Origin of the sequence: Collinsella sp. LCP19S3_F2 (genome assembly GCF_052121015.1) — a bacterium.
In the GTDB taxonomy this organism is placed as follows: domain Bacteria; phylum Actinomycetota; class Coriobacteriia; order Coriobacteriales; family Coriobacteriaceae; genus Collinsella.
This window is the reverse complement of the sequence record NZ_JBQKFA010000001.1, coordinates 274617-295451: the sequence shown is the minus strand read 5'-3', so window position 1 is coordinate 295451 and position 20835 is coordinate 274617. Positions and strand designations below refer to the sequence as shown.

The 20835-nt window shown below is 60.2% G+C and carries 18 protein-coding genes and 2 tRNA genes; 4 read left to right on the top strand and 16 right to left on the bottom strand.

Annotated elements, in window-relative coordinates:
• Positions 1-138 precede the first annotated feature (138 nt).
• Positions 139-723, top strand: a complete 585-nt coding sequence (locus tag ACTQX9_RS01275) for a manganese efflux pump MntP (RefSeq protein ID WP_154514774.1) — start codon at positions 139-141, stop codon at positions 721-723.
• A gap of 80 nt (positions 724-803) precedes the next feature.
• On the opposite strand, the gene ACTQX9_RS01270 is transcribed toward ACTQX9_RS01275, so the two are convergent.
• The 16 genes from ACTQX9_RS01270 to ACTQX9_RS01195 all read right to left on the bottom strand — a co-directional run bounded on the left by ACTQX9_RS01270 (position 804) and on the right by ACTQX9_RS01195 (position 18185).
• Positions 804-2261: an aminoacyl-histidine dipeptidase gene (locus tag ACTQX9_RS01270; RefSeq protein WP_427796172.1), complete on the bottom strand. Its 1458-nt coding sequence runs from the start codon at positions 2259-2261 to the stop codon at positions 804-806.
• Between the two features lie 324 nt (positions 2262-2585).
• The gene (locus ACTQX9_RS01265) at positions 2586-5228 is read right to left on the bottom strand and encodes an ATP-dependent Clp protease ATP-binding subunit (RefSeq protein ID WP_427718343.1); all 2643 of its coding nucleotides are present in this window, start codon (positions 5226-5228) and stop codon (positions 2586-2588) included.
• 185 nt (positions 5229-5413) lie between these two features.
• Positions 5414-6007: a DUF2798 domain-containing protein gene (locus ACTQX9_RS01260; protein WP_441540277.1), complete on the bottom strand. Its 594-nt coding sequence runs from the start codon at positions 6005-6007 to the stop codon at positions 5414-5416.
• A 313-nt stretch (positions 6008-6320) separates the two neighbouring features.
• Positions 6321-7889, bottom strand: coding sequence for a threonine/serine ThrE exporter family protein (locus tag ACTQX9_RS01255; RefSeq protein WP_441540276.1), 1569 nt, complete (start codon positions 7887-7889; stop codon positions 6321-6323).
• A 341-nt stretch (positions 7890-8230) separates the two neighbouring features.
• Positions 8231-10195, bottom strand: coding sequence for a lysine--tRNA ligase (lysS, locus tag ACTQX9_RS01250; RefSeq protein ID WP_154514782.1), 1965 nt, complete (start codon positions 10193-10195; stop codon positions 8231-8233).
• 79 nt (positions 10196-10274) lie between these two features.
• Positions 10275-10745, bottom strand: a complete 471-nt coding sequence (gene greA / locus ACTQX9_RS01245) for a transcription elongation factor GreA (RefSeq protein WP_006234960.1) — start codon at positions 10743-10745, stop codon at positions 10275-10277.
• Positions 10746-10851: 106 nt separating this feature from the next.
• A complete protein-coding gene (gene tatA / locus ACTQX9_RS01240) occupies positions 10852-11127 on the bottom strand; it encodes a twin-arginine translocase TatA/TatE family subunit (protein WP_441540275.1) in 276 nt (91 codons plus the stop codon).
• Positions 11128-11239: 112 nt separating this feature from the next.
• Positions 11240-11316 (bottom strand) — tRNA-Pro (locus ACTQX9_RS01235).
• A gap of 49 nt (positions 11317-11365) precedes the next feature.
• The gene (ispE, locus tag ACTQX9_RS01230) at positions 11366-12262 is read right to left on the bottom strand and encodes a 4-(cytidine 5'-diphospho)-2-C-methyl-D-erythritol kinase (RefSeq protein WP_441540274.1); all 897 of its coding nucleotides are present in this window, start codon (positions 12260-12262) and stop codon (positions 11366-11368) included.
• Positions 12263-12264: 2 nt separating this feature from the next.
• The gene (locus ACTQX9_RS01225; RefSeq protein ID WP_441540273.1) at positions 12265-12561 is read right to left on the bottom strand and encodes a Veg family protein; all 297 of its coding nucleotides are present in this window, start codon (positions 12559-12561) and stop codon (positions 12265-12267) included.
• Positions 12562-12675: 114 nt separating this feature from the next.
• A complete protein-coding gene (dtd, locus tag ACTQX9_RS01220) occupies positions 12676-13122 on the bottom strand; it encodes a D-aminoacyl-tRNA deacylase (RefSeq protein WP_117797049.1) in 447 nt (148 codons plus the stop codon).
• A gap of 3 nt (positions 13123-13125) precedes the next feature.
• The gene (gene rdgB / locus ACTQX9_RS01215) at positions 13126-13767 is read right to left on the bottom strand and encodes an RdgB/HAM1 family non-canonical purine NTP pyrophosphatase (RefSeq protein WP_118206636.1); all 642 of its coding nucleotides are present in this window, start codon (positions 13765-13767) and stop codon (positions 13126-13128) included.
• 142 nt (positions 13768-13909) lie between these two features.
• Positions 13910-14635, bottom strand: a complete 726-nt coding sequence (rph, locus tag ACTQX9_RS01210) for a ribonuclease PH (RefSeq protein ID WP_117799672.1) — start codon at positions 14633-14635, stop codon at positions 13910-13912.
• A gap of 52 nt (positions 14636-14687) precedes the next feature.
• On the bottom strand, positions 14688-15572 hold the full coding sequence (gene murI / locus ACTQX9_RS01205; RefSeq protein WP_117769301.1) for a glutamate racemase: 885 nt from the start codon (positions 15570-15572) through the stop codon (positions 14688-14690).
• 53 nt (positions 15573-15625) lie between these two features.
• Complete coding sequence (locus ACTQX9_RS01200; protein WP_427793596.1) at positions 15626-16537, bottom strand: HAD family hydrolase; 912 nt, start codon at positions 16535-16537, stop codon at positions 15626-15628.
• A 130-nt stretch (positions 16538-16667) separates the two neighbouring features.
• Complete coding sequence (locus ACTQX9_RS01195) at positions 16668-18185, bottom strand: Mur ligase family protein (RefSeq protein WP_441048838.1); 1518 nt, start codon at positions 18183-18185, stop codon at positions 16668-16670.
• Positions 18186-18387: 202 nt separating this feature from the next.
• Here ACTQX9_RS01195 and ACTQX9_RS01190 point away from each other — a divergent pair, with 202 nt between their 5' ends.
• From ACTQX9_RS01190 to ACTQX9_RS01180, 3 genes are all read left to right on the top strand, one after another.
• Positions 18388-18603: a hypothetical protein gene (locus tag ACTQX9_RS01190; RefSeq protein WP_441540272.1), complete on the top strand. Its 216-nt coding sequence runs from the start codon at positions 18388-18390 to the stop codon at positions 18601-18603.
• A gap of 203 nt (positions 18604-18806) precedes the next feature.
• A complete protein-coding gene (asnB, locus tag ACTQX9_RS01185) occupies positions 18807-20675 on the top strand; it encodes an asparagine synthase (glutamine-hydrolyzing) (RefSeq protein ID WP_441042422.1) in 1869 nt (622 codons plus the stop codon).
• Positions 20676-20732: 57 nt separating this feature from the next.
• Positions 20733-20808: transfer RNA gene (locus ACTQX9_RS01180), tRNA-Val, on the top strand.
• Positions 20809-20835: the final 27 nt, after the last annotated feature.

The following is a 20835-nucleotide window of genomic DNA, read 5'->3' as shown; positions in this document are numbered from 1 at the left end:
TTACAGAATGAGCGAACACCGCTTAGGTAGCTCATTTGGGACGGGGCTCTTTTGGCTGCTCATGTGGTAGCATCGGGTCTCATATAAATGAGGGAGTAGTCGTGTAATCGGGTTCGCCCGCAGAGAGGGGGCCAGACTATGGGACTCGCAGAGCTCGTGTTGCTCGCCGTTGGCCTTTCGATGGACGCCTTTGCCGTTTCCATCTGCAAGGGTCTCGGCATGAAAAAGATCAACCTTAAAGTCGCCGTTGTGCTCGGCCTGTTCTTTGGCGGCTTTCAGGCCGGCATGCCCGTAATCGGTTGGGCACTCGGCAGCCAGTTCATGGGCATCATCGGTCCCATCGACCATTGGATCGCCTTTATCCTTTTGGCCTTTATCGGCGGCAAGATGCTGTGGGAAGCCTTTACCGAAGACGAGGATGAGGACGAAGGCGACGGCAAGGATGCCGAAAAGATCGACCTGGGCGAGTACCTAATCCTTGCCATCGCCACCTCGATTGACGCGCTCGCCGTGGGCATCTCGTTTGCCGCGCTCTCGGTCGATATCGTGCCCTCCGTATCACTTATCGGCGTCACAACGTTTATCTTCTCCGTCGCCGGCGTAGCGATCGGCCACACCTTTGGCGCGCGCTACGAAAAACCCGCCACCATCGTGGGTGGCGTCGTACTCGTCCTCATCGGGCTTAAGATCCTACTTGAGCACCTTGGGATCCTCGCACTGTAACGAATAACGGCCGCCCGGCATTACGCCAGGCGGCCGTTTTCATAGCCAGCCGTTTTAGAGCGGCTTAACCAAGGCGACCTTTACGCGGCAAGGCGCTTGAGGACGTCGATGAGCAGCTCGTAGAAGCGCTCGGCAGAAGCGAGCTCCATGCTCTCGTCCGGGGTGTGGACATCGGAGAGCGTCGGGCCCACGGCGATGGCGTCCAGGCCGTGCAGGGCCTCGGCAAACAGGCCGCACTCAAGGCCGGCGTGAATGGACTCGATGCGCAGCTCGGAGCCAAAGAGCTCGCGATAGCTCTCGATAAAGACGTCGCGGACCGGCGAATGCTCGGCATAGCTCCAGCCGGGATACTCGAACTCAAACTTGGCGTCGAAGCCCAAGACATCGGCCAGCGTCTGCAGGCGGTCCTTGAACTCGTTCTGCAGCGAGGTGATCGAGGAGCGCGGGGACAGCATGATCTTGACCTCGTCGTCAGAAGTGGCAACCACACCGATGTTGGAGGAAACCTCGACGGAGCCGTCGGTAGCGACGTTGCGACGGATCACGCCGTTGGGGGCAAGACGCAGGGCGCGGATGAGGGCAAGCGCGGACTTCTCGTCCATGGCCTCGACCTCGGCGTCGTCGGCAATCTCGACAGTGCAGGTAAAGCCGGGGTCGAAGACCTCGAGCTCGGCAGTGACGTCGGCGATAATGCCCTTTGCGATCTGGGCCGCGGCCTCGGCGGCAGCGTGGTCGGCGTAGACCAGAACAGCCTTGCACTCACGGTTGATGGCGTTGTCCTTGGTGCCGCCGTTAAAGCTAACGATGGCGGGCTCGCCGGCAACCATCAGGCGGTCGATGATGCGGGCCATGATGAGGTTGCCGTTGCCGCGCTCCAGGTGGATATCGCTGCCGGAGTGACCGCCCAGCAGGCCGGAGATGTCGAACGTGAGGGTACTACCGGTCTTGTGCTCGCGCGCGATCGGGCAGGTGTAGGTAACGACGACGCCGCCGGCGCAGCTGACGGTGGCAACGCCCTCTTCCTCGGAGTCAAGGTTGATCATGGTGCGGGCGCTAATCTGAGACTTATCGAGTGTCTCGGCGCCGACCAGGCCAGTCTCCTCGTCGGTGGTGAATACGCACTCGAGGGCGGGGTGAACGATCGAATCGTCATCGAGAACAGTGAGCATCAGAGCGACGGCGATACCGTTGTCGGCGCCCAGCGTGGTGCCGTTAGCGGTGAGAACGCCGTCCTTGACGAGCAGGTCGATACCATCGGTCGTAAAGTCGTGCTCAACGGAGCCCAATTTGTCGCACACCATATCGATGTGGCCCTGCAGCATCACGGTCGGGGCATTCTCGGCACCGGCAGATGCGGGCTTGCGAATGATGACGTTGTAGACCTCGTCCTGATACACATCGAGGCCGCGCTCCTTGGCAAACGCAACCAGGAAATCGCTGATGCCCTTCTCGTTGCCAGACCCACGGGGGATCGCGCTGACCTCCTCAAAGAAATGGAACAGCTGGGCGGGCTCATAGCCGGTGATCTTGTAGTCCATGGTGCCTCCTTGGCGCAACTGGTTAGACAATAAGACATGCGCCTTGTATATTCCCAGACTTCGTTTGCATAAACCAGTCGAAAACGCCGAGCGCTCTCGCATCATCGGCTAACGGCGGAGAAACGCCACTTTATTAAGATAAAGCAGGTAGACGGACCGCGTCGAAGGGACGTTGGACCCTTCAACCAACCTCAACGCTTGATCAACGCTTATGCATACGCCGTTGGTATGTTTAATGAGATTTACTTTGAACGAGGGGCCTTTCCAACAGAAAAAAGGGCGCTCCTTTGGAACGCCCTCGTGGACACAAGGTTTTGTTACGCCCTACAGCGCGCCGGAACCGGCTTGCATCATGCCGCCGGGGCCCGAGCTTACGCCACTGCTCACAGGCGCGGCGTTTCCGGTGTGCGGCGCTTCCGGAGCGGTATCGCCCCCAAGCGCACCTGCCGGACGCGGCGCTGGGATCTCGCCCGTACCGTGGCTAAAGACGAACTTGCCGTCGGCCACGTCGCACAGGACGGTATCGCCGCTGCCCCACTCGCCGGCCAGCAGCTCCTCGGACAGCGGATCCTCGATGAGCTTTTGGATGGCGCGGCGCAGCGGACGTGCGCCGTTGGTGAGGTCGGTACCCTCGGCTACGATCTTGTCGTAGGCCGCATCGGTGAGTTTGATGTTCATGCCGTTGGCAATCAGGCGCTGGCGCAGGTCGTCCACCAGCAGGTGAGCGATCTTGGTCAGGTTCTCGCCCGAAAGCTTCTGAAACACCACGATGTCATCGATACGGTTGAGCAGCTCGGGGCGGAACAGGCGCTTGAGTTCGCCCATCGCACGGCCCTTAATCTCGCTCGAGGTAAGACCCTGCTCACCGGTGGTGCCAAAGCCAACGCTCGCATCCTGCGCAATCTCGCGGGCGCCCACGTTGGACGTCATGATGATCACGGTGTTGCGGAAATCGACCGTCTTGCCCTGGCTATCGGTCAGGCGACCCTCCTCAAGCACCTGCAGCAAGATGTTGAAGATATCGGGGTGCGCCTTCTCGATCTCGTCGAACAGCACGACCGAGTACGGGTGACGGCGAACGGCCTTGGTGAGCTGACCGCCCTCGTCGTGGCCCACGTAGCCCGGGGGGCTACCGATGAGCTTGGAGACCTCGAACTCGCTGCCAAACTCAGACATGTCGAAGCTGATAAGCGCGTCCTTGCTGCCAAAGAGGTACTCGGCGAGCGTCTTGGCGAGCTCGGTCTTGCCTGTGCCGGTAGGACCCAAGAAGATAAAGCTGCCGCCGGGACGACGCGGGTCCTTGAGCGGCGAGCGGCTGCGGCGCACTGCCTTGGCCACGGCCTCGACAGCTTCATCCTGGCCGATAATGCGGGTCTTGAGCACGCTTTCGGTCTGCAACAGACGACGGCTTTCGCTCTCGGTGAGCGAAGACACCGGCACGCCCGAGGTCACGGACACGATGTCGGCAACCTGGGCGACATCGATGGTGAGCGGGCTGGCGTCGAGCTCGGCCGTCCAAGCTGCCTTGGCCTCGGCGAGCTCAATCTCGGCAGCCTTCTGCTGCTCGGTAATCTCGGCGGCCTTGTTCATGTCGTCGCCCTCGGTGGCCTCCTGCGCGGCAGCCTTGAGCTCCTCCACGCGATGCTCGGCCTCGCGCACCGGCTCAGGCGCACGGTTGGCGGCAATGCGGGCGCGGGCGCCGGCCTCGTCGATGAGGTCGATGGCCTTATCGGGCAGGAAGCGATCCTGGATGTAGCGGTTGGAGAGGTTCGCGGCGGCCTCGATGGCACCCTGCGTATAGCGCACGTGGTGGTGCTCCTCGTAGCGCGGCTTGAGCGCGGTCAGGATCTTGACCGTGTCCTCGACGCTTGGCTCCTCAACATCGATGGTCTGGAAGCGGCGCTCGAAGGCCGGGTCCTTGGTGAGGTACTTGCGGAACTCCTCGGCCGTGGTGGCACCGATAATCTGGAAAGCGCCGCGCGCGAGCACGGGCTTGAGCATGGAGCTTGCATCGATGGATCCCTCGGCAGAACCGGCACCGATGATGGTGTGCATCTCGTCGATAAACAGGATGACGTCGTCGGCTTCGGTTGCCTCCTGGATTACGTTCTTGAGACGCTCCTCAAACTCACCGCGATATTTGGCGCCCGCGACAAGACCCGGCAGGTCGAGCGTCCAGATGTTCTGGTTCATAAGGTTCTCGGGCACGTTGCCGGCAGCGATCTGCTGCGCCAGGCCCTCGACGATGGCCGTCTTGCCCACGCCGGGGTCACCCAAGATAAGCGGGTTGTTCTTGGTGCGGCGCGAAAGGATCTCCATCATGCGCTGGACTTCCTTTTCGCGACCGATCACCGGGTCGAGCTCGCCGTCGCGCGCCTTCTGCGTAAGGTTGGTGGCGAACTGCTTGAGCGTGTCGGTGCCGCTCCCCTTTTGCTGCGAGGCGTCCGAGCCGCTAAAGAACGGCAGGCCTGTACCGGGACGCCCGGCACCGGCACCGGCGAGCGGGCGCTTCTTGTCTTGATCCTTGGCGGTAAGCTTCTCGATGGCTTTTTTAATGGAAGCGGACGAAACACCCAGGCGCATGAGAATGTCCATGGCCATGCCGTTGCCCTCTTCGACGATACCGATGAGCAGGTGCTCGGTCGACACATAGGTCTGGTTGTTCTCGCGCGCCACGCGGAAGGAACGCTCCATCACGCTGATGACGAGCGGCGTAAAGGCGAGCTTAGCGGCCTCGGTCTCCTCGCTGGGCTCGGGAACGGTGGTCTGGACCTCCTTGAGCGTGTCCATGATGTCATCGTAGGAGATATCGAGTGAGCGCAGTGCCTCGGCGGCAATGCCCTCGTCCTCCTTGGCGAGCGCGAGCAGCAGATGCTCGGTACCCACCTTATTTGAGTGAAGATCGAGCGCCTCCTGCTTGGCCATGGACATGACCTTGCGCGCGCGATCGGTAAAACGGTCCAACATGCTAGTTCCTCTTAGACGAGCTAGTTTTTCAAACGCAAAGCGCCACTCGTGGCGGCGCTTTGGTCTCTTTACCCATATGGAGTATATGTTAACCGCTGTGGCCTTTTCCGCGTGCAGCCATACGACAACGTCTACAAAAAAGGAATCGCCGGGTGCGGCGGGCGCTCTAGGTTAGTGGCTCTTGCCTAGCAGACGGGCTCGGCGTCCATACTCTCGGCAACGTCATCGACGACATCGGCAACGGGAGCGCCCGGCATACGTACGAGCTCCATATGCTGTTCTTCAAAGACGGTTCCCATGGGGAAGGCATGGCGGAAGATAAAGCGAGCAACCGGACCAGCCACCAGCAGGTTCCAGGGCAGGGCCATGATAAAGTTGCGCGGAATGTTGACGAGCCACATCATCGGCAGCACCTGCAGATTGGCAAGCGGGCCGCCGGGCATATGGAGCAGGCCTTCGCACGCGCCGTAGAGCGACATGATGATGACCATGGGAACGACCATGCAGGAACTGACGGCGAGCGTCATGGCAAGCGGTGAGCTCTTACCCGGCGTGACCAGGAATTTAAAAGCGGAACCCTTGGCAAGGGGGCTGGCAACAAACCAGTCGCAGCACATGGCAAAAATGTAGGCAACGGGGAAGCCGAGCCACGCGGCGGCAATGACCTCGCCGTTGATGGCCCCGTGCTGCAGGGCAACGTTGTAGATGCTCATCCAGAACACCATGCAAAAGCACATGATAAAGGTGAACAGCAGGCTCTCTCGTTTGTTGATAGGCATAAAGGGCATGGTCCTTTCTGTGTTGCGTCGCGGCGCCGCCAACAAAAACGGGCGGGCGAGATGGAGTTACTGGGACTTCATCTCGCCCGCCCGTGGTACGTGCGTCTGCGACTACTTATGTGGTGGAACTACCCTAACACGAACAGCACACGCTTCGTAAGCGTTGAGTTTATGAAGATGCAGGGCACCGATAATCCCCCGACCCCATAAGTTGCAGTGGAATACGGACTGTTTTGACCCTTTAAGCAGCAATTCAGTCCCTATTTCACCGCAACTCATTTGGTGCAAAGTAACCTGTCCCCCCTTGTACCAATTAGCTGGTGTGGCGCCAGCGAGGGTCGGTGAGCGTACGCGCCACACCCAGCCCAACGGGCAGAAACGCTACGATGAGCACTGCGCGCACAAACCAGCCGAGCATATTGACTGTGTCGAAGGTGCACATGTAATACATAGAGCGATAGAGATACAGACCGGGCACCATAATGACAATCGAAGGCACCGTGAGGGCGATGCGCGGGTAGGTGAGCTTGACTTCGGCCAAGCTTGCCAGAAGACCCGATACCAGCGCGCCGATAAACGCTGCTGCCTCGGGAGGCATTCCCGTGCTGAGGCCCAGGAAGGGAATCATCGTCGGCGCATCGACAAGGGTCAGACGCAGGGTATTGGACACGGCGCCGATCAACCCAGCTGCCGCGGCCATCTTTACCGGGCTGTTGAACATCACCGAGAAGCCGAATACGCCAACGAAGCTCATCACCACGCGCAGGAGCGTAAGGGCAAGCGGCGAAAGGCCCAGTGGGGCAAAGTCGTCCGGCGCCAGTCCCACACACTCGGCAACCATCCAACCTACGAGGGTCGCCATCACAATAATCGACACAGCATACGAAAGACGCTCGATACCGCTTCGCATGTCGAGCTTAGCGATGTCGAGACCTGCCGTAATGAGCGGAAAGCCAGGAATCACAAAGAGCATGGCGCCGATATAGCCTTCTTGGTGCGACATTGCACCCGGAACAACCTGGGCGAGGCCGAGCAATGCCAGCAAATATGAGATACAGGCCAGTGCGACACCGAGCGTCAAAGCGCTGAACTGACCAAGGCCTTGCTTGAGAATATGGGAGCGGGCAAAGTTGCCGACACCCGCGCCCACGAACGCGCATGCCATCTCAATGGGACCGCCACCAAGTAAAAAGACAAAGGCGTCACAGGCGCAGGCTGCCGCAAGGCCCTGTTGCCAAGGCGCGTAATCAGGTTTTGAACTCTCAACGGTCTTGAGCATCTCGTGATATTCGTGCACCGTGAAGCGACGACCATAGGTCTCGATTTCCTTGAGGAAACTCTCCATCATCCAAATGCGATGGGTGTTGACGCCGGTTGTCGGCAGACTGACGACCTCGTTAAAGCAGTGGCCATCTTCGATGCAAGTACACTCAAACGACAGGAGACTTAAGTCAACATGGATGGTGACACCGAGTACGGCGGCGACTCGATTCATGGTATCGCGTACGCGCCAGGCACCCGTTCCACTCGCGAGCATAAGCATACCGGTGCGGCAGACGATGGATGATTTATCGGTGAGCGGCGCATCGACGGCAAGTTCATCGCCTGCCGTCACGATCTGGTGCCAGTCAGTTTTCATATGGAGCGCGCCGGCACGAACGCCGTGGTGAATGGGGGCTCTCGAAAGCAGCGAGTTAAGGCGCGAAGACTGTGGGGACTCCGTTGATTCGTCCTCAACCTTATCAGTCTCTTCATCGACCAGATCAAAGGAATCAAGCGGCGCTGGCTCGCGACGGTCGATCAGCTCCTCGTCCTCATCATCAAAGTAATTGAACTGATCGAGCATGTCCTCTTCGATTGCGCGCTCGCTCGCATCGTCCATCCCGGTGCTCCCTTCCTATCGACTAACCCCCATCCTAGACAGCGACGGCTAAAGGAAACATAAAAGAGACGACTGTCATGCGAGCCATGCGTGCAATAGCCATTGGGTAGTCATTGGGGACGTTCTTGAATGACTAGTCGTTTAAGAACGTCCCCAATGACCACTCCGACAACGTCGATGTATTGGCAACGCCAGCGAGCGACGTCCAGGGCGAACAAGTTGGCATGAAAAAGGCAAGGCATAGACCTTCTGGTCATGCCTTGCCTTTTGAATGACAAATTGTCGCCCTGGGCGGCGCGCAGCGTCGGCTGGTCCGCCGTTCGGTAGAACGGCGGAACCAATTAGTACATCTTTGCGCCGGCGGGAATGGAGGCGTCGAGCTGGATCAGGTTGAGGCGCTCCTCGCCCTCCTCCTCGTGGATGGCACTGATGAGCATGCCGCAGCTGGGGATGCCCATCATCTTGCGCGGAGGCAGGTTGGTGATGGCAAGCAGGGTCTTGCCGACCAGGTCCTCGGGCTCATAGTATTCGTGGATGCCGGAGAGGATGGTGCGGTCGGCACCGGTACCGTCGTCGAGCGTAAAGTTCAGCAGCTTCTTGGACTTCTTGACGGCCTCGCATGCCTTGACCTTCACAGCGCGGAAATCGCTCTTGGAGAAGGTATCGAAGTCGACGAACTCCTCAAACAGCGGCTCAACGGCGATCTTGGAGTAATCGAGCGTGGGCTTGAGCGACTTAACGAACGGGCTCGCGGCGTTGCCGGCCTCTGCAGCCTTGGCGGCAGCGGCACCGGACTGGAAACCCTTCTCGGGCTTCATGTGCGGGAACAGCAGGACATCGCGGATAGAAGCCTGGTTGGTGAGCAGCATGACCACGCGGTCGATACCGATGCCAATGCCGCCCGCGGGAGGCATACCGTACTCGAGGGCGCGCACGTAGTCCTCGTCATACTCCATGGCCTCATCGTCGCCGCCGGCCTTCTCGGCCATCTGGGCGGCAAAGCGCTCAGCCTGGTCGACCGGGTCGTTGAGCTCGGAGAATGCGTTGGCGTACTCGTGGCCGGCGATGACCAGCTCAAAGCGGTGGGTCAGACGCGGATCGTCCTCAAAACGCTTGGCGAGCGGGCTGACCTCGATAGGGTAATCGCACACGAAGGTCGGGTTGACGATGGTGTCCTCGCCCAGCTCATCGTAAATCTCGGCGATGATCTTGCCGGCAGTCCACTCGGGCTTGATCTCCAGGCCCTTCTCGCGCGCGGCGGCAGCAAGCTCCTCGACAGGCGTGTCGATGGTGACCTTCTTGCCGAGCACGTCAGAGACAATATCAGTCATGGGGCGGCTTGCCCACTCACCGGAAAGATCGATGGTCTGGCCCTGGTACTCGATGACCTCGGGGTTGCCGATGGCCTTGTTGGCAGCCTTGATGACGCCCTGGGCGAGTGCCTTCATGCCCTCGAGATCGGAGAAGGCACGGTAGGCCTCCATCGTGGTGAACTCGGGGTTGTGGGTGAGGTCCATGCCCTCGTTACGGAAGATACGACCGATCTCGAAGACGCGCTCAAAGCCACCGACGATGCAGCGCTTGAGGTGCAGCTCGGTAGCAATGCGCAGGTAGCACTCCTGATCGAGAGCGTTAAAGTGCGTGATGAACGGCTTAGCCGTAGCGCCACCCTGAATGGTCTGCAGAATGGGGGTCTCGACCTCCATGTAGCCGTCGGACTCCATAAAGCGACGGAAGGTGGAGAGGATCTGCGAGCGCTTGCGGAAGGTCTCGCGGACATCGTCGTTGGCGATCAGGTCGACATAGCGCTGACGATAGCGGGTCTCCTTGTCGGAGAGACCGTGGAACTTCTCGGGCAGCGGGCGAACGGCCTTGGAGAGCAGGGTCGCGCTCTTAGGGGCGACGGAGAGCTGGCCGCGCTGAGTACGCACAACCACACCGGTCACACCCAGGATATCGCCAAGGTCGAGGGCCTTGAGCGTATTCCAGGCTGCCTCATCCATGTCGTTGATGCGGCAGAACAGCTGAATCTCGGCCGTTGCGTCGCGCACGACGATGAACATGATCTTGCCCTGACCACGCTTGGCGACCACGCGGCCGCCGATCTTCACGACGTCCTCGGTGTCTTCGCCATCGGCAAGATCGGCATACTTAGCCTCGATGTCGGCAACGTAGTCCTCGATCTCGGAGTGCTCGGGATAGGGGTTCTGGCCCGCCTCGAACAGGGCGGCGCGCTTGGCCAGGCGCGTGGCGCGCTCGTCGTTGAGCGTCGATGCCTGCTCGGCGGCGTTTTGGTTCTCTGCCATAAGTTAGCTCCTCAAACTAAAACGCTCCCCAGGATTCGGTCCCAGGGAGCGAAAACATACCTTTACGCGGGACCGTGGTCTAGCGTGCGATCTTGGCGATGGTGTAGACGCGAGTCTTGCCGGAAGGCGTAACGACCTCGACGGAGTCGCCCTCGCCGTGGCCGATGATGGCGTGGCCGACCGGGGACTCGTTGGAGATCTTGTGCTCGAGCGAGTTGGTCTCGGTGGTACCGACGAGCGTGACTTCCATGACCTCACCGTTGGGATCAATCAGCGAAACGGTAGAACCGATGGAGACGGTCAGATCGCCCGTGGTGGCAGCAACCTGAGCGTTGGCGAGAATAGCCTGAATCTCGGCAATACGAGCAGCATTCTGAGCCTGCTTGTCCTTGGCGGCATCGTACTCGGAGTTCTCCGAAAGGTCGCCAAACGCGCGGGCTTCCTTGATGTCCTCGACGATCTCCTTGGCGTAATCGCCCTCACGCCAAGCGAGCTCCTCGACGAGCTTCTGGCGGCCCTCAGCGGTCAGTACGATCTGGCTTGCGTCCATACGGATATCTCCCCAACTATGATGTAACAATCAACTGTCAACATAACGAAAAAGACCGGCTAGCCTGCGGGCAAGCCGGTCAGGTGCTCACCCCAAAGGGATGGGACTACTCTGCGTCCGCGTCGCCGTCCTCTGCCTTCTTTTTCTTGGCGGCGGCGAGCTGGGCCTCGAGCTCTGCGATCTTCTTGTCCTCCTCGGACTCCTCGACCACAACGTCCTCGGCCTGCTTGGTCTCGTCCTTATCGTCGCCCTCCATACCCTCGCGGATATTCTTGACGGTAGAGCCGAGGGACTTGCCGAGCTTCGGCAGGTTCTTGGGCCCGAAGATAATCAGGACAACGATGAGAATAATGATGAGCTCAGGAGCCCTCAGTCCAAACATGTAGACCTCCACAAAACAGCGAGACAAGCTCGAATGAGTATACCGCGGGTATCGCGGCATCACAACAATAGCTAAAAAAAGGGACCGCAAGAAGCGGTCCCTCCTCATGCTCTGGTCGGGTTGACTGGATTTGAACCAGCGACCCCTGCGTCCCGAACGCAGTGCTCTACCAAACTGAGCCACAACCCGTTAGCTCGACTATAGTAACAAAGTTTTTCGCCGCGTGCTAGAGAAATTTTTATTTCTTTGACGCGTCGATTTGTACCGTGTTGGGAATAAGCTCAGTCGCGCAGGACCACCAGCCATTTTGCTGGGCAGCCCCGGCAAGCCTTTCGGCCGTGGCGGCGGTGTCGCAAATGGCAAACGAGCAGGCACCCGACCCGCACACGTCCACGGCAACGGTTCCCTCCTGTGCGCTCAGCCAGTCGAGAACCGCCTGGATCTGCGGCTCCATCAAAGCAGAAATGACGCCCAAGTTGTTATGGATGAGCGAATACGCCATCTTCGCATCACTCACGCGAAGAGCCGATGCAATGGCATCGGGCGCAGTCGCGGGCACCGGGGCCTCGTCAAAACGTCGATAGGCCTCAATTGTCGAAACGCTCGCCTCCCGCGGCTTGACCAGCACAACGGGCGTCACAGGAAGCGCGGGGTACTCAGTTGCCAGAACGTCTCCCCCACCAACGTAGAATGCGGGGCTCGCATGCAAAAAGAACGGCACGTCGGCGCCGATGCCACGAGCAATCTCGTCCAGCGCAGGATCAGTGCGGTCGATGCCCCACAGCTCAGCCAGGGCAACGATAACCGCCGCGGCATCCGTCGAGGGGCCGCCCAGGCCGGCGCACAGCGGGATGCGCTTCTCAATCGTCACGCACACGTTTGCCTCGCGCCCGAAATGATCGGCCATGGCGACGGCGGCGCGGTAGGCAGTATTCTTTTGCATGGGAAAATCTGATGCCGGAACCGTCTGGACGGTCAACGCCTGCGCCGGCGTGACCGTCACGGTATCGGCTAGGCCGACAGCTGCCATCAGGGAATCGACTTTGTGGTAGCCGCGGGTATCGCGCTCGGTATGAACCCCCAGGTAGAGGTTAATCTTTGCCGGCGCAGTAAGGATGAGGGACCGATCGGTCACCGTTAATGCTCCTCGAGCTGGTTGCCGAGCGGAGTAAAGATGTGCTCGCCGCTCTCGGGGTCGAACAGTTCAACCTGACCGGTAAGGACGTCGATGTACTGGTAGGACTGACGCGACTTGCGGCCGCGGCGCTCGTCAACCTCGACGATAAAGACAGCCGGGTGGACGCTCTTGATGGTACCCGTGCGCTCGACAACGCGGGTACGGCCCATGTTGGCCTTCACCTTGACGCGATCGCCCACCATATCGGTCAGCTTCTCGTGGATGTCGTCGACGTAATTGACTTCCATCTCTTCCATGAACAGGGCCTCCAGAAGGTGCAATTCAAAAAGGGGATAATACCCCTAAGATAGACAAAACTCTAATACTATAGCACCCTGTTACAACCCCACGCAAGTAGCTAATTAGGCTACTTACAGATTGTCGGTATCGAGGACAATGGTGAACGGGCCGTCGTTGACCAGGTCGACTTTCATGTCGGCGCCAAAGATGCCGTGCGCCACGTGGTCGACGTCCTGGGCGACGAGCGTCAGAAAGTACTCATAAAGCTCGTTGGCGACATCGGGCGCGCCAGCATCCGTAAACGACGGACGACGGCCGTGGCGGCAATCGGCAAACAGCGTAAACTGCGACACCACGAGCACCTCGCCGTCGACATCGGCAAGCGCCAAGTTAGTCTTGCCGTTCTCGTCCTCGTTGATACGCAGCCCGCGGAGCTTGCCCCATAGTTTATCGGCCTCGGCACGCGTATCGCCATGGCCCACACCCAGCAATACCAGATAGCCGCGCCCAATGCGGCCCACGCACTCGCCGTCGACCGTCACACCGGCGTTGAGCACGCGCTGCACCACCGCACGCACGGCCTACTCCTCGCCCGTGAGTTTGGCGGACAGGTGCTCGAGTGCATGGAAACGATGGCTGATGGCGTTCTTCTCGTCCGCTGTGAGCTCGGCCATAGTCTTGCCCGGCGTATCGACCGGCAGGAACAGCGGGTCGTAGCCAAAGCCGTGGTCGCCGCGGCCCTCGTGTGCGATAACGCCCTCGCAGGCACCCTCGCCATAGGTGACCAGGCCGTCTTGGTCGATGAGCGCAACGACGCTCATAAAGCGTGCGGTGCGATCCTCGTCTGCCACGCCTTCCAGATTAACGAGAAGCTTGGCATTGTTGGCGGCATCATCGCCGTGTACGCCCGCATAACGCGCGCTATACACACCCGGCTCACCGTCCAGCGCGTCTACGACCAAGCCGGAATCGTCGGCGATGGCCATAAGGCCCGTCTCCTCGACCGCAGCCTGCGCCTTGATGATGGCGTTCTCCAAAAACGTCGTGCCGTTTTCCTCGGGGTCCTCAAAATCGCCCAGCTGGCCGAGCGCCACAAAGCGCACCTCGGGCATGACCTTGCCCAAAATGGCCTCGATCTCGGTGAGCTTATGGGCGTTACCCGTGGCCACAACAATGGTCGCCGCCGGGTCGAGGGTGTCGATGTCAATCTTCTCAAGTGCCATAGCTGGCCTCCTTGTCTCTTATAGCAATGCCGTGTAGAGGACGACGAGGGCCTCGGCCTCTCCCCTCTCAATCAACGGCAGTCTTATACTTCGGCGTTTTCGCAGATTAAACCTGCCAAAATCAACATCCCCTTTTGGCAGGTTAGGCGAGGGCTTGACGCTGAAGCTCGATGAGCTCGGCGATGCCCTTGTCGCCCAGATCGAGCAGGGCGTTGAGACGCTTGCGGTCGAAGGGCGCCTGCTCGCCGGTACCCTGGAGCTCGATCATCTCGCCGGAGTCGGTGGCGACGAGGTTCATGTCGACCTCGGCGTGGCTGTCCTCGGAATAATCCAAGTCGAGCAGGGTGTTGCCGTCGACGACGCCCATGGAAATAGCGGCAACCTGACCGGTAAGCGGAATGCGCTCGAGCTTGCCCGCCTCGACCCACATGGCAAGGGCGTCGTGCAGCGCCACCCAGGCGCCGGTGATGCTCGCCGTACGCGTGCCGCCATCGGCCTGGATCACATCGCAGTCAACGGTAACGGTGTACTCGCCGAGCGCCTTCATATTGACGACGGTGCGCAGGCTGCGGCCGATCAAGCGCTCGATCTCCATGGAACGGCCCTTGCGGTTGGCATGTTCGCGCTTGCAGCGCTTGCCGGTCGACGCCGGCAGCATCGCATATTCCGCCGTTACCCAACCGGCCTTAGCGCCCTTGCGCCAGCCCGGAACGCCCTCCTCGATGGTGGCGGCGCACAGCACGCGCGTGTCGCCAAACTCTGCCAGGCACGAGCCGTGGGCGTGCTTCATGACGCCGCGGGTGAGCTTAACGGGACGCAGCTCGTTTGCGGCGCGGCCGTTGGCGCGGTTGACCTGCATATATTCCATGGAACTATCCTTTCGGCAAAAGAGTGGCGAAGACTCCGGCGACATTGCGTGCCTAACCGAGTTCGTCGATATCGACATGCTCGATGCTTTTGAGCGGCTGGCCAAAGATAAAGCTGCCCGCCACCGCAAACTCGGCAATGTTGTCGGACGTGGTGGCAAAGCGATGCTGCGGCTCGGCGGTGTTGCCCGCCAGCTGCTCACGGCGCGTGAGGATATCGGTCAGCTCGCGGGTGGTCTCCTCGGCGGAGCTCACCACGCGCACCCCGGGCCCCAACGCATGACGGATGGGGCCCACCAGCAGCGGAAAGTGCGTACAGCCGAGCACCACGGTATCGATGCCACGATCGTGCAGTGGCTCGACAGTGGCGTTGACCAGCGCGCGAACGGCTGGCGTATCAAAAATATCCTCGTTCTCGAGCCACTGCTCCTGCAGATGCGCGCCCGAGGCGAGCTCGTGCTCGACAACCTCGACAAAGCTCGAGGCAGGGCAGCCATACACGTCCACGCCGGCATCCAAGTCCTGGATGGCGCGCGTGTAGGCGCCCGAGCGGATGGTGAGGTTGGTGGCGAGCACGCCCACACGGCGCGTGCGGGTGCTGTTGATGGCGGCACGCGCGCCCGGCGCGATTACGCCAATCACGGGGACATCGAGCACCTGCTGAGCCAGGCGAAGCGCCGCTGCCGTCGCCGTATTGCAGGCGATGACCATGATCTTGACGTCGTGTCTCGAAAGCCAGCGCCCCGCCTGTAGCGCAAACGAGCGCACCTCGTCCTCGGTGCGGGTGCCGTAAGGGCAGCGCTTGGTATCGCCAAAGTAGTAGACGGACTCGTGCGGAAGCGCCGTCGCAATCGCGCGCGCAACCGTCAAGCCGCCCAGACCCGAGTCGAACACGCCGATGGGGCGCGTATCACCGGCCAGATTCTCGATATCGGACATTACCTCACCAGATTCTCTCTCGAAAAGATATGGCCAAGCGTAACGGCACTGCGCTATGAACGGGCCGCGACGAGCAGCTCCGCCGTCGCCGCCCAGCCGTCAACGATCCTGCCACGCGTGACAAAGGCGTTATCGCAGGACGCAAGAAACTCGGACGCGCCGGCGCTGGTCAGACCGTTCTCGACCAGGCAGAACGTGCCCACGTGGTCGGCCATGTAGAAATCAGACTCGGAATCGCCGAGTGCCAGCGTCTCGTCGCGCTCGATGCCCAGATGCTCGCAGAAACGCGCGACCGCCACGCCCTTGTCGAGACCCGACGGATTGATGTTAAAGGCACGACCATCCTCGACGCGATCGAGCTCGAGGGTCGTCGGCTTGGACAGATGAGTCAAGTGGCCGTTGCAGGCCCAGACCAGACCGCAGCCGGCCTCGTCGAGGATGGCCTGCGCCTCGTCATCGGGAATATCGCCGCGCATGCCGACGGTGACCTCGCGGTACTTATAGCCAGTCGACATGTCGTTGTGGTACTCGATCTTGTGCGGCCAGCGAGCGAGAATCTTCTCGCACACGCCGGTCTGCTCAATCACCTGGTGCGGCGTAAGGCCGCAGGCGGGGTCGTAAGGCATGTCGCCGGTCAGATACTCCCAGTCGTTGGCCTTGAGGTCGTACATGACCAGACCACCCATCTCGCCAATGTAGGAGTTGAGGCCGAGCACGCGGGCATCTTCGTGGATCATGGTGCGGTTGCGACCCGAGGTTGGAATTACCTGGATGCCAGCGCGGGCAAGCGCCACGACGGCCTCGACGAGCTTGGTCGAGGGATTGCCGTCGTTGTCGCGCAGCACGCACGAGCCGGGCGCGAGCATCGTTGCGTCCAGATCGGTAAAGACGTACTTGACCTTGGCAAGGCGCTCGCGCATCTCGCCCGAAAGCTCGGCAACGGTCGGCAGGGTGTTGTGGGACATGGTCACTCCATTTATTACGTAGAAAAGACTTAATCTTGGTACCGCGTTTTCCCTAAGGTGAACACGCTTGAGAGGCACTGCATCATCGGGCGTCGAGGATCCGCAAACGCCATCCTAAAGGCAGCAGCGCCTAGGCGTCGTACGCCGCAAGGATGCGCTTGAGAACCGAGCCATCACGCTCGCAGGGCTCGGGTCCGTTCTTGCGCAGCATGCACTCCTCCTCGCCCTTGCCGGTCACGATAACCACAGCGGGGCGGTCGGTCTCACGCACGGCCGTCTCGATAGCGGCGGCGCGGTCGCACACGATCTGCCAGCTATCGTTTCCCTGCGCCTGGACATTGCGCGCAATCTCGGCGCAGATGTCCTCGACGTCCTCGGGGCCCGGGTCATCCTCGGTAATCACGATGCGATCGGCGTACTTGCCGGCAGCGATACCCATCGTAGTACGGCGATCGACACCCTTTCCTCCCGTTGCACCAAAGACAACCGCCAGCTCGCGCTCGGGATAGTTCTCGCGCAGGTCGCGCAAAAGCGTCTCGAGGCTCATGCCGTTGTGCGCATAGTCAACGACGCCCAAAATCTTGCCCGATGCAGACGGATAGAGCTCCATGCGACCGGGAACAAAGACGCCCTCAAAGCCATGGACGATGCCCTCTTCGGAAATGCCGAGGGCCTCGGCGCAGGCAATGGCGGCAAGCGCATTGGACACGTTGAACTTGACGGGCGTGGGGATCACGATGTCACGCGTAAAGCGCGGCGTGCGGACCGTGGCGATCACGCCGCAATCGCCGTTGCGAATGGCCAACGCACGCACGTCGGCGCGTCCATCGGTCAGCGAGAACGTCACCGTGCGCTCGCAGCGGGACGCCGCCTCGAGCACGCGGTCGACGTGGTCCATATCGAGGTTGACCACGGCAAAGCGGCTCTGCGAAAAAATCTTGAGCTTGCTGGCAAAGTAATCCTCGAGCGTGGGGTGCTCGATCGGCGAGATATGGTCCTCACCGATATTGGTAAAGGCGCCCACTTCAAAGTCAATCTTGCCCGTACGCTCGTATTTGAGGCCCTGGCTCGACGCCTCCATGACCAGCCACGGAGCGCCCGCCTCGGCGGCATGTGCGATACGCGACTGCAAAAGGAAGGACTCGGGGGTCGTTAGCTTAGAAGGACCGGCCTCGATACCGTCATCGAACTCGATACCCGTGTTGAGGGCTGGTCGATGACGGCCCGTGAGCTTAGCCTCGTTGGCAAGAATGCCACGCAGATAAAAGCTGCAGGTCGACTTGCCCTTGGTGCCCGTAAAAGCGCAGACCTTCACCTTGCCCGAGGGATGACCGTAATAGGCGTCCGCCACCACAGCGAGCGTACGGCGGATATCGTTGACGATCACAGCGGGAATATCGACGTCGTAATCAACCTCGGACACGTACGCCACGGCGCCTTCGGCAATCGCCGAGACCAGATACTCGGGCTTGAACGCACGGCCCTTGCAGACAAACAATGTGCCCGGACGTACCTGGCGCGAGTCGTCGGTCGCAAACTCGATGCGCTGGTCGCAAAGAGTATCCGGCTTGGAAACAACAAGGGCCTCGGCCTCGAGCAGCTCCACATAGCGCATCAAAGCCAGCTTCTCCTTCGTCGTACCCGACATATAACGACCTTTCTCGCTAAACCTAACCTTAAAAGGGCAAAAACCGTCCCAGATGAATCCGGTCGCGCCCCTGTATTATCAACCATCCTAATATGCCACCTGACCTTGCGAGTGTCTCAGCACCCTAAAAACTTGCAAGGACCAGCGCACGGTTAATTCGAAATAACAAAACCCCCGCCCTACAAATGCGCGCGATGCGGGGATGACCAGTGAGTTTGTCATGCTCTACAAGGACACGTCGCTGCTTTCGAGCGTCGGCGTCATGGAACTCATGCTGTTCTCCAAAAACCTCACGGCCACCACGGGCAACATCACACCCTACATTTGCGCCGCACCCTACTATCTGGTTGTGACGATTCCGCTCATCCACGTCGTCGCCAAGGTAGAGCACCGCCTTGCCAAGCGCGGCAAGCGCTAGCCCCTCTCGCGCTCTCGCACACAGCAATCGTCGTAGTCGCGGCCCGCCGCTTCACCCAACGTGCGGGCCGTGGTTTTTCGGTCCCCTCGGCGCTTATGCCCCATCACGAAGCAAAAGATTGGCATGATAGTAAGGATTGATTGATATCGACTGCTGCAAACCTTGCGGCAGCGCACCTAAGCCGTCAGCAGAAAGGATCTTGCATGTGCGGTTTTGTCGGTTTTACCGGTACAGATGAACAGAGTGAGCTGGTTCTCACGGCCATGATGAATCGCATCATCCATCGCGGGCCGGATATGGGTGGCCAGCACATCGTCGACAACGTCGCCCTCGGCTTCCGCCGTCTTTCGATTCTCGACCTTTCCGAGGCTGGCGCTCAGCCCATGTCGAGCGATGACGGCAAGGTCACCATCGTCTTCAACGGCGAGATCTACAACTTCCAGGAGCTTCGCGCCGAGCTCGAGGCTGCCGGCTACGTCTTCCACTGCAACGCCGACACCGAGGTCCTGGTGCACGGCTACGAGGAGTGGGGCGAGGACCTGGTCAACCGCCTGCGCGGCATGTATGCGTTCGTGATTCACGACCAGAACAGGAACAAGCTCTTCGGCGCCCGTGACATCTTTGGCATCAAGCCGTTCTATTACTACCGGGCCTCCGACGGCTCGCTGCTGTTTGGCTCCGAGATCAAGAGCTTCCTGGACCACCCCAAGTTTGAGAAGGCCGTCAACCGCGACGCGCTGCGTCCCTACCTCACGCTGCAGTTCCCTGCCACGGAGGAGACGTTCTTTAAGGGCGTGTTCAAGCTTGCCCCCGCGCATTGCTTTACGTACGACCTTACGACCAACACTATGGACATCAAGCGCTACTGGAGCTGCGACTTTACCGATGACAACTCCAAGAGCTTCGAGGAGTACGTGGACGAGTGCGACAAGGTCGTGCACGAGAGCGTTGCCGCGCACCGCATCGCCGATGTTAAAGTTGGCTCGTTCCTCTCCGGCGGCGTCGACTCCAGCTACATTGCCGCCTGCCTCATGCCCGACACCACGTATTCCGTCGGCTTTGACTACAAGAACTTCAACGAGACCAACTACGCCGCCGAGCTTTCCGACAAACTTGGCATTAAGAACGTGCGCAAGATGATCACCGCCGACGAGTTCTTCGACGCGCTACCCGATATCCAGTACCACATGGACGAGCCGCAATCGAACCTCTCCAGCGTGCCGCTGTACTATCTGGCACAGATGGCCGCCGAGGAAGTTACCGTCGTCCTTTCGGGCGAGGGCGCCGACGAGCTGTTTGCCGGCTACGAGTGGTACGAGGACACCCCCGAGATGCGATCCTTCAAGAAGCGCGTGCCGCTCGGCGTGCGCCGTGCCCTGGGCTCGCTCGTTCAGCATCTCCCCTACTTTAAGGGTCACAACTTCCTGACCAAGTGCGCCGAGGTCCCCGAGCGCTGGTACGTGGGCCAGGCAAAGGTGTTCGACCCGTCCGAGGTTGACGAGGTTCTCAAGCCAGCTTACGACACCGGCAAGAACGCCTCCGAAATGTGCGCAGAGTACTACAAGCAGGTCCCTGACTGCTGCGAGCTCTCTAAGAAGCAATATCTGGATATGAACATGTGGCTTCCGGGCGACATTCTGCTCAAGGCAGACAAGATGTGCATGGCACACTCCCTGGAGCTCCGCGTTCCGTTCCTGGACAAAAAGGTCATGGAGTTCGCCGAGCATATTCCCGCCAACTACCGTGTCAACGAAGAGGGCTGCAAACTTGTCCTGCGCCACGCCGCCAATCGCACGCTGCCCGATGAGTGGGCAACACGCAAGAAGGTTGGCTTCCCGGTGCCAGTTAAGTTCTGGCTGCGCGAGCAGAAATACTACGACTACGTCAAGGAGTACTTCACCGCACCGTGGGCTGCCGATTTCTTTGACACCGATGCGCTCATGAAGCTGCTCGACGATCACTTTGAGGGCCGCGCGCTCAACCAGCGCAAGATCTATACCACGCTGACGTTCCTCATTTGGTACAAGCGCTTCTTTATCGACGAGAACAAGGGCACCGAAGTCGCCGCTTAGATTTCGTTATGAATTAGCGGTGAACCCCGCAGGGTTTCCGCTATACTCAATTCCCGCGGGCGATTGGCGCAACGGTTAGCGCAGGTGCTTTACACGCACAAGGCTGGGGGTTCGAATCCCTCATCGCCCACCACTTGATTGAAAAGGCTCCCAGCGATGG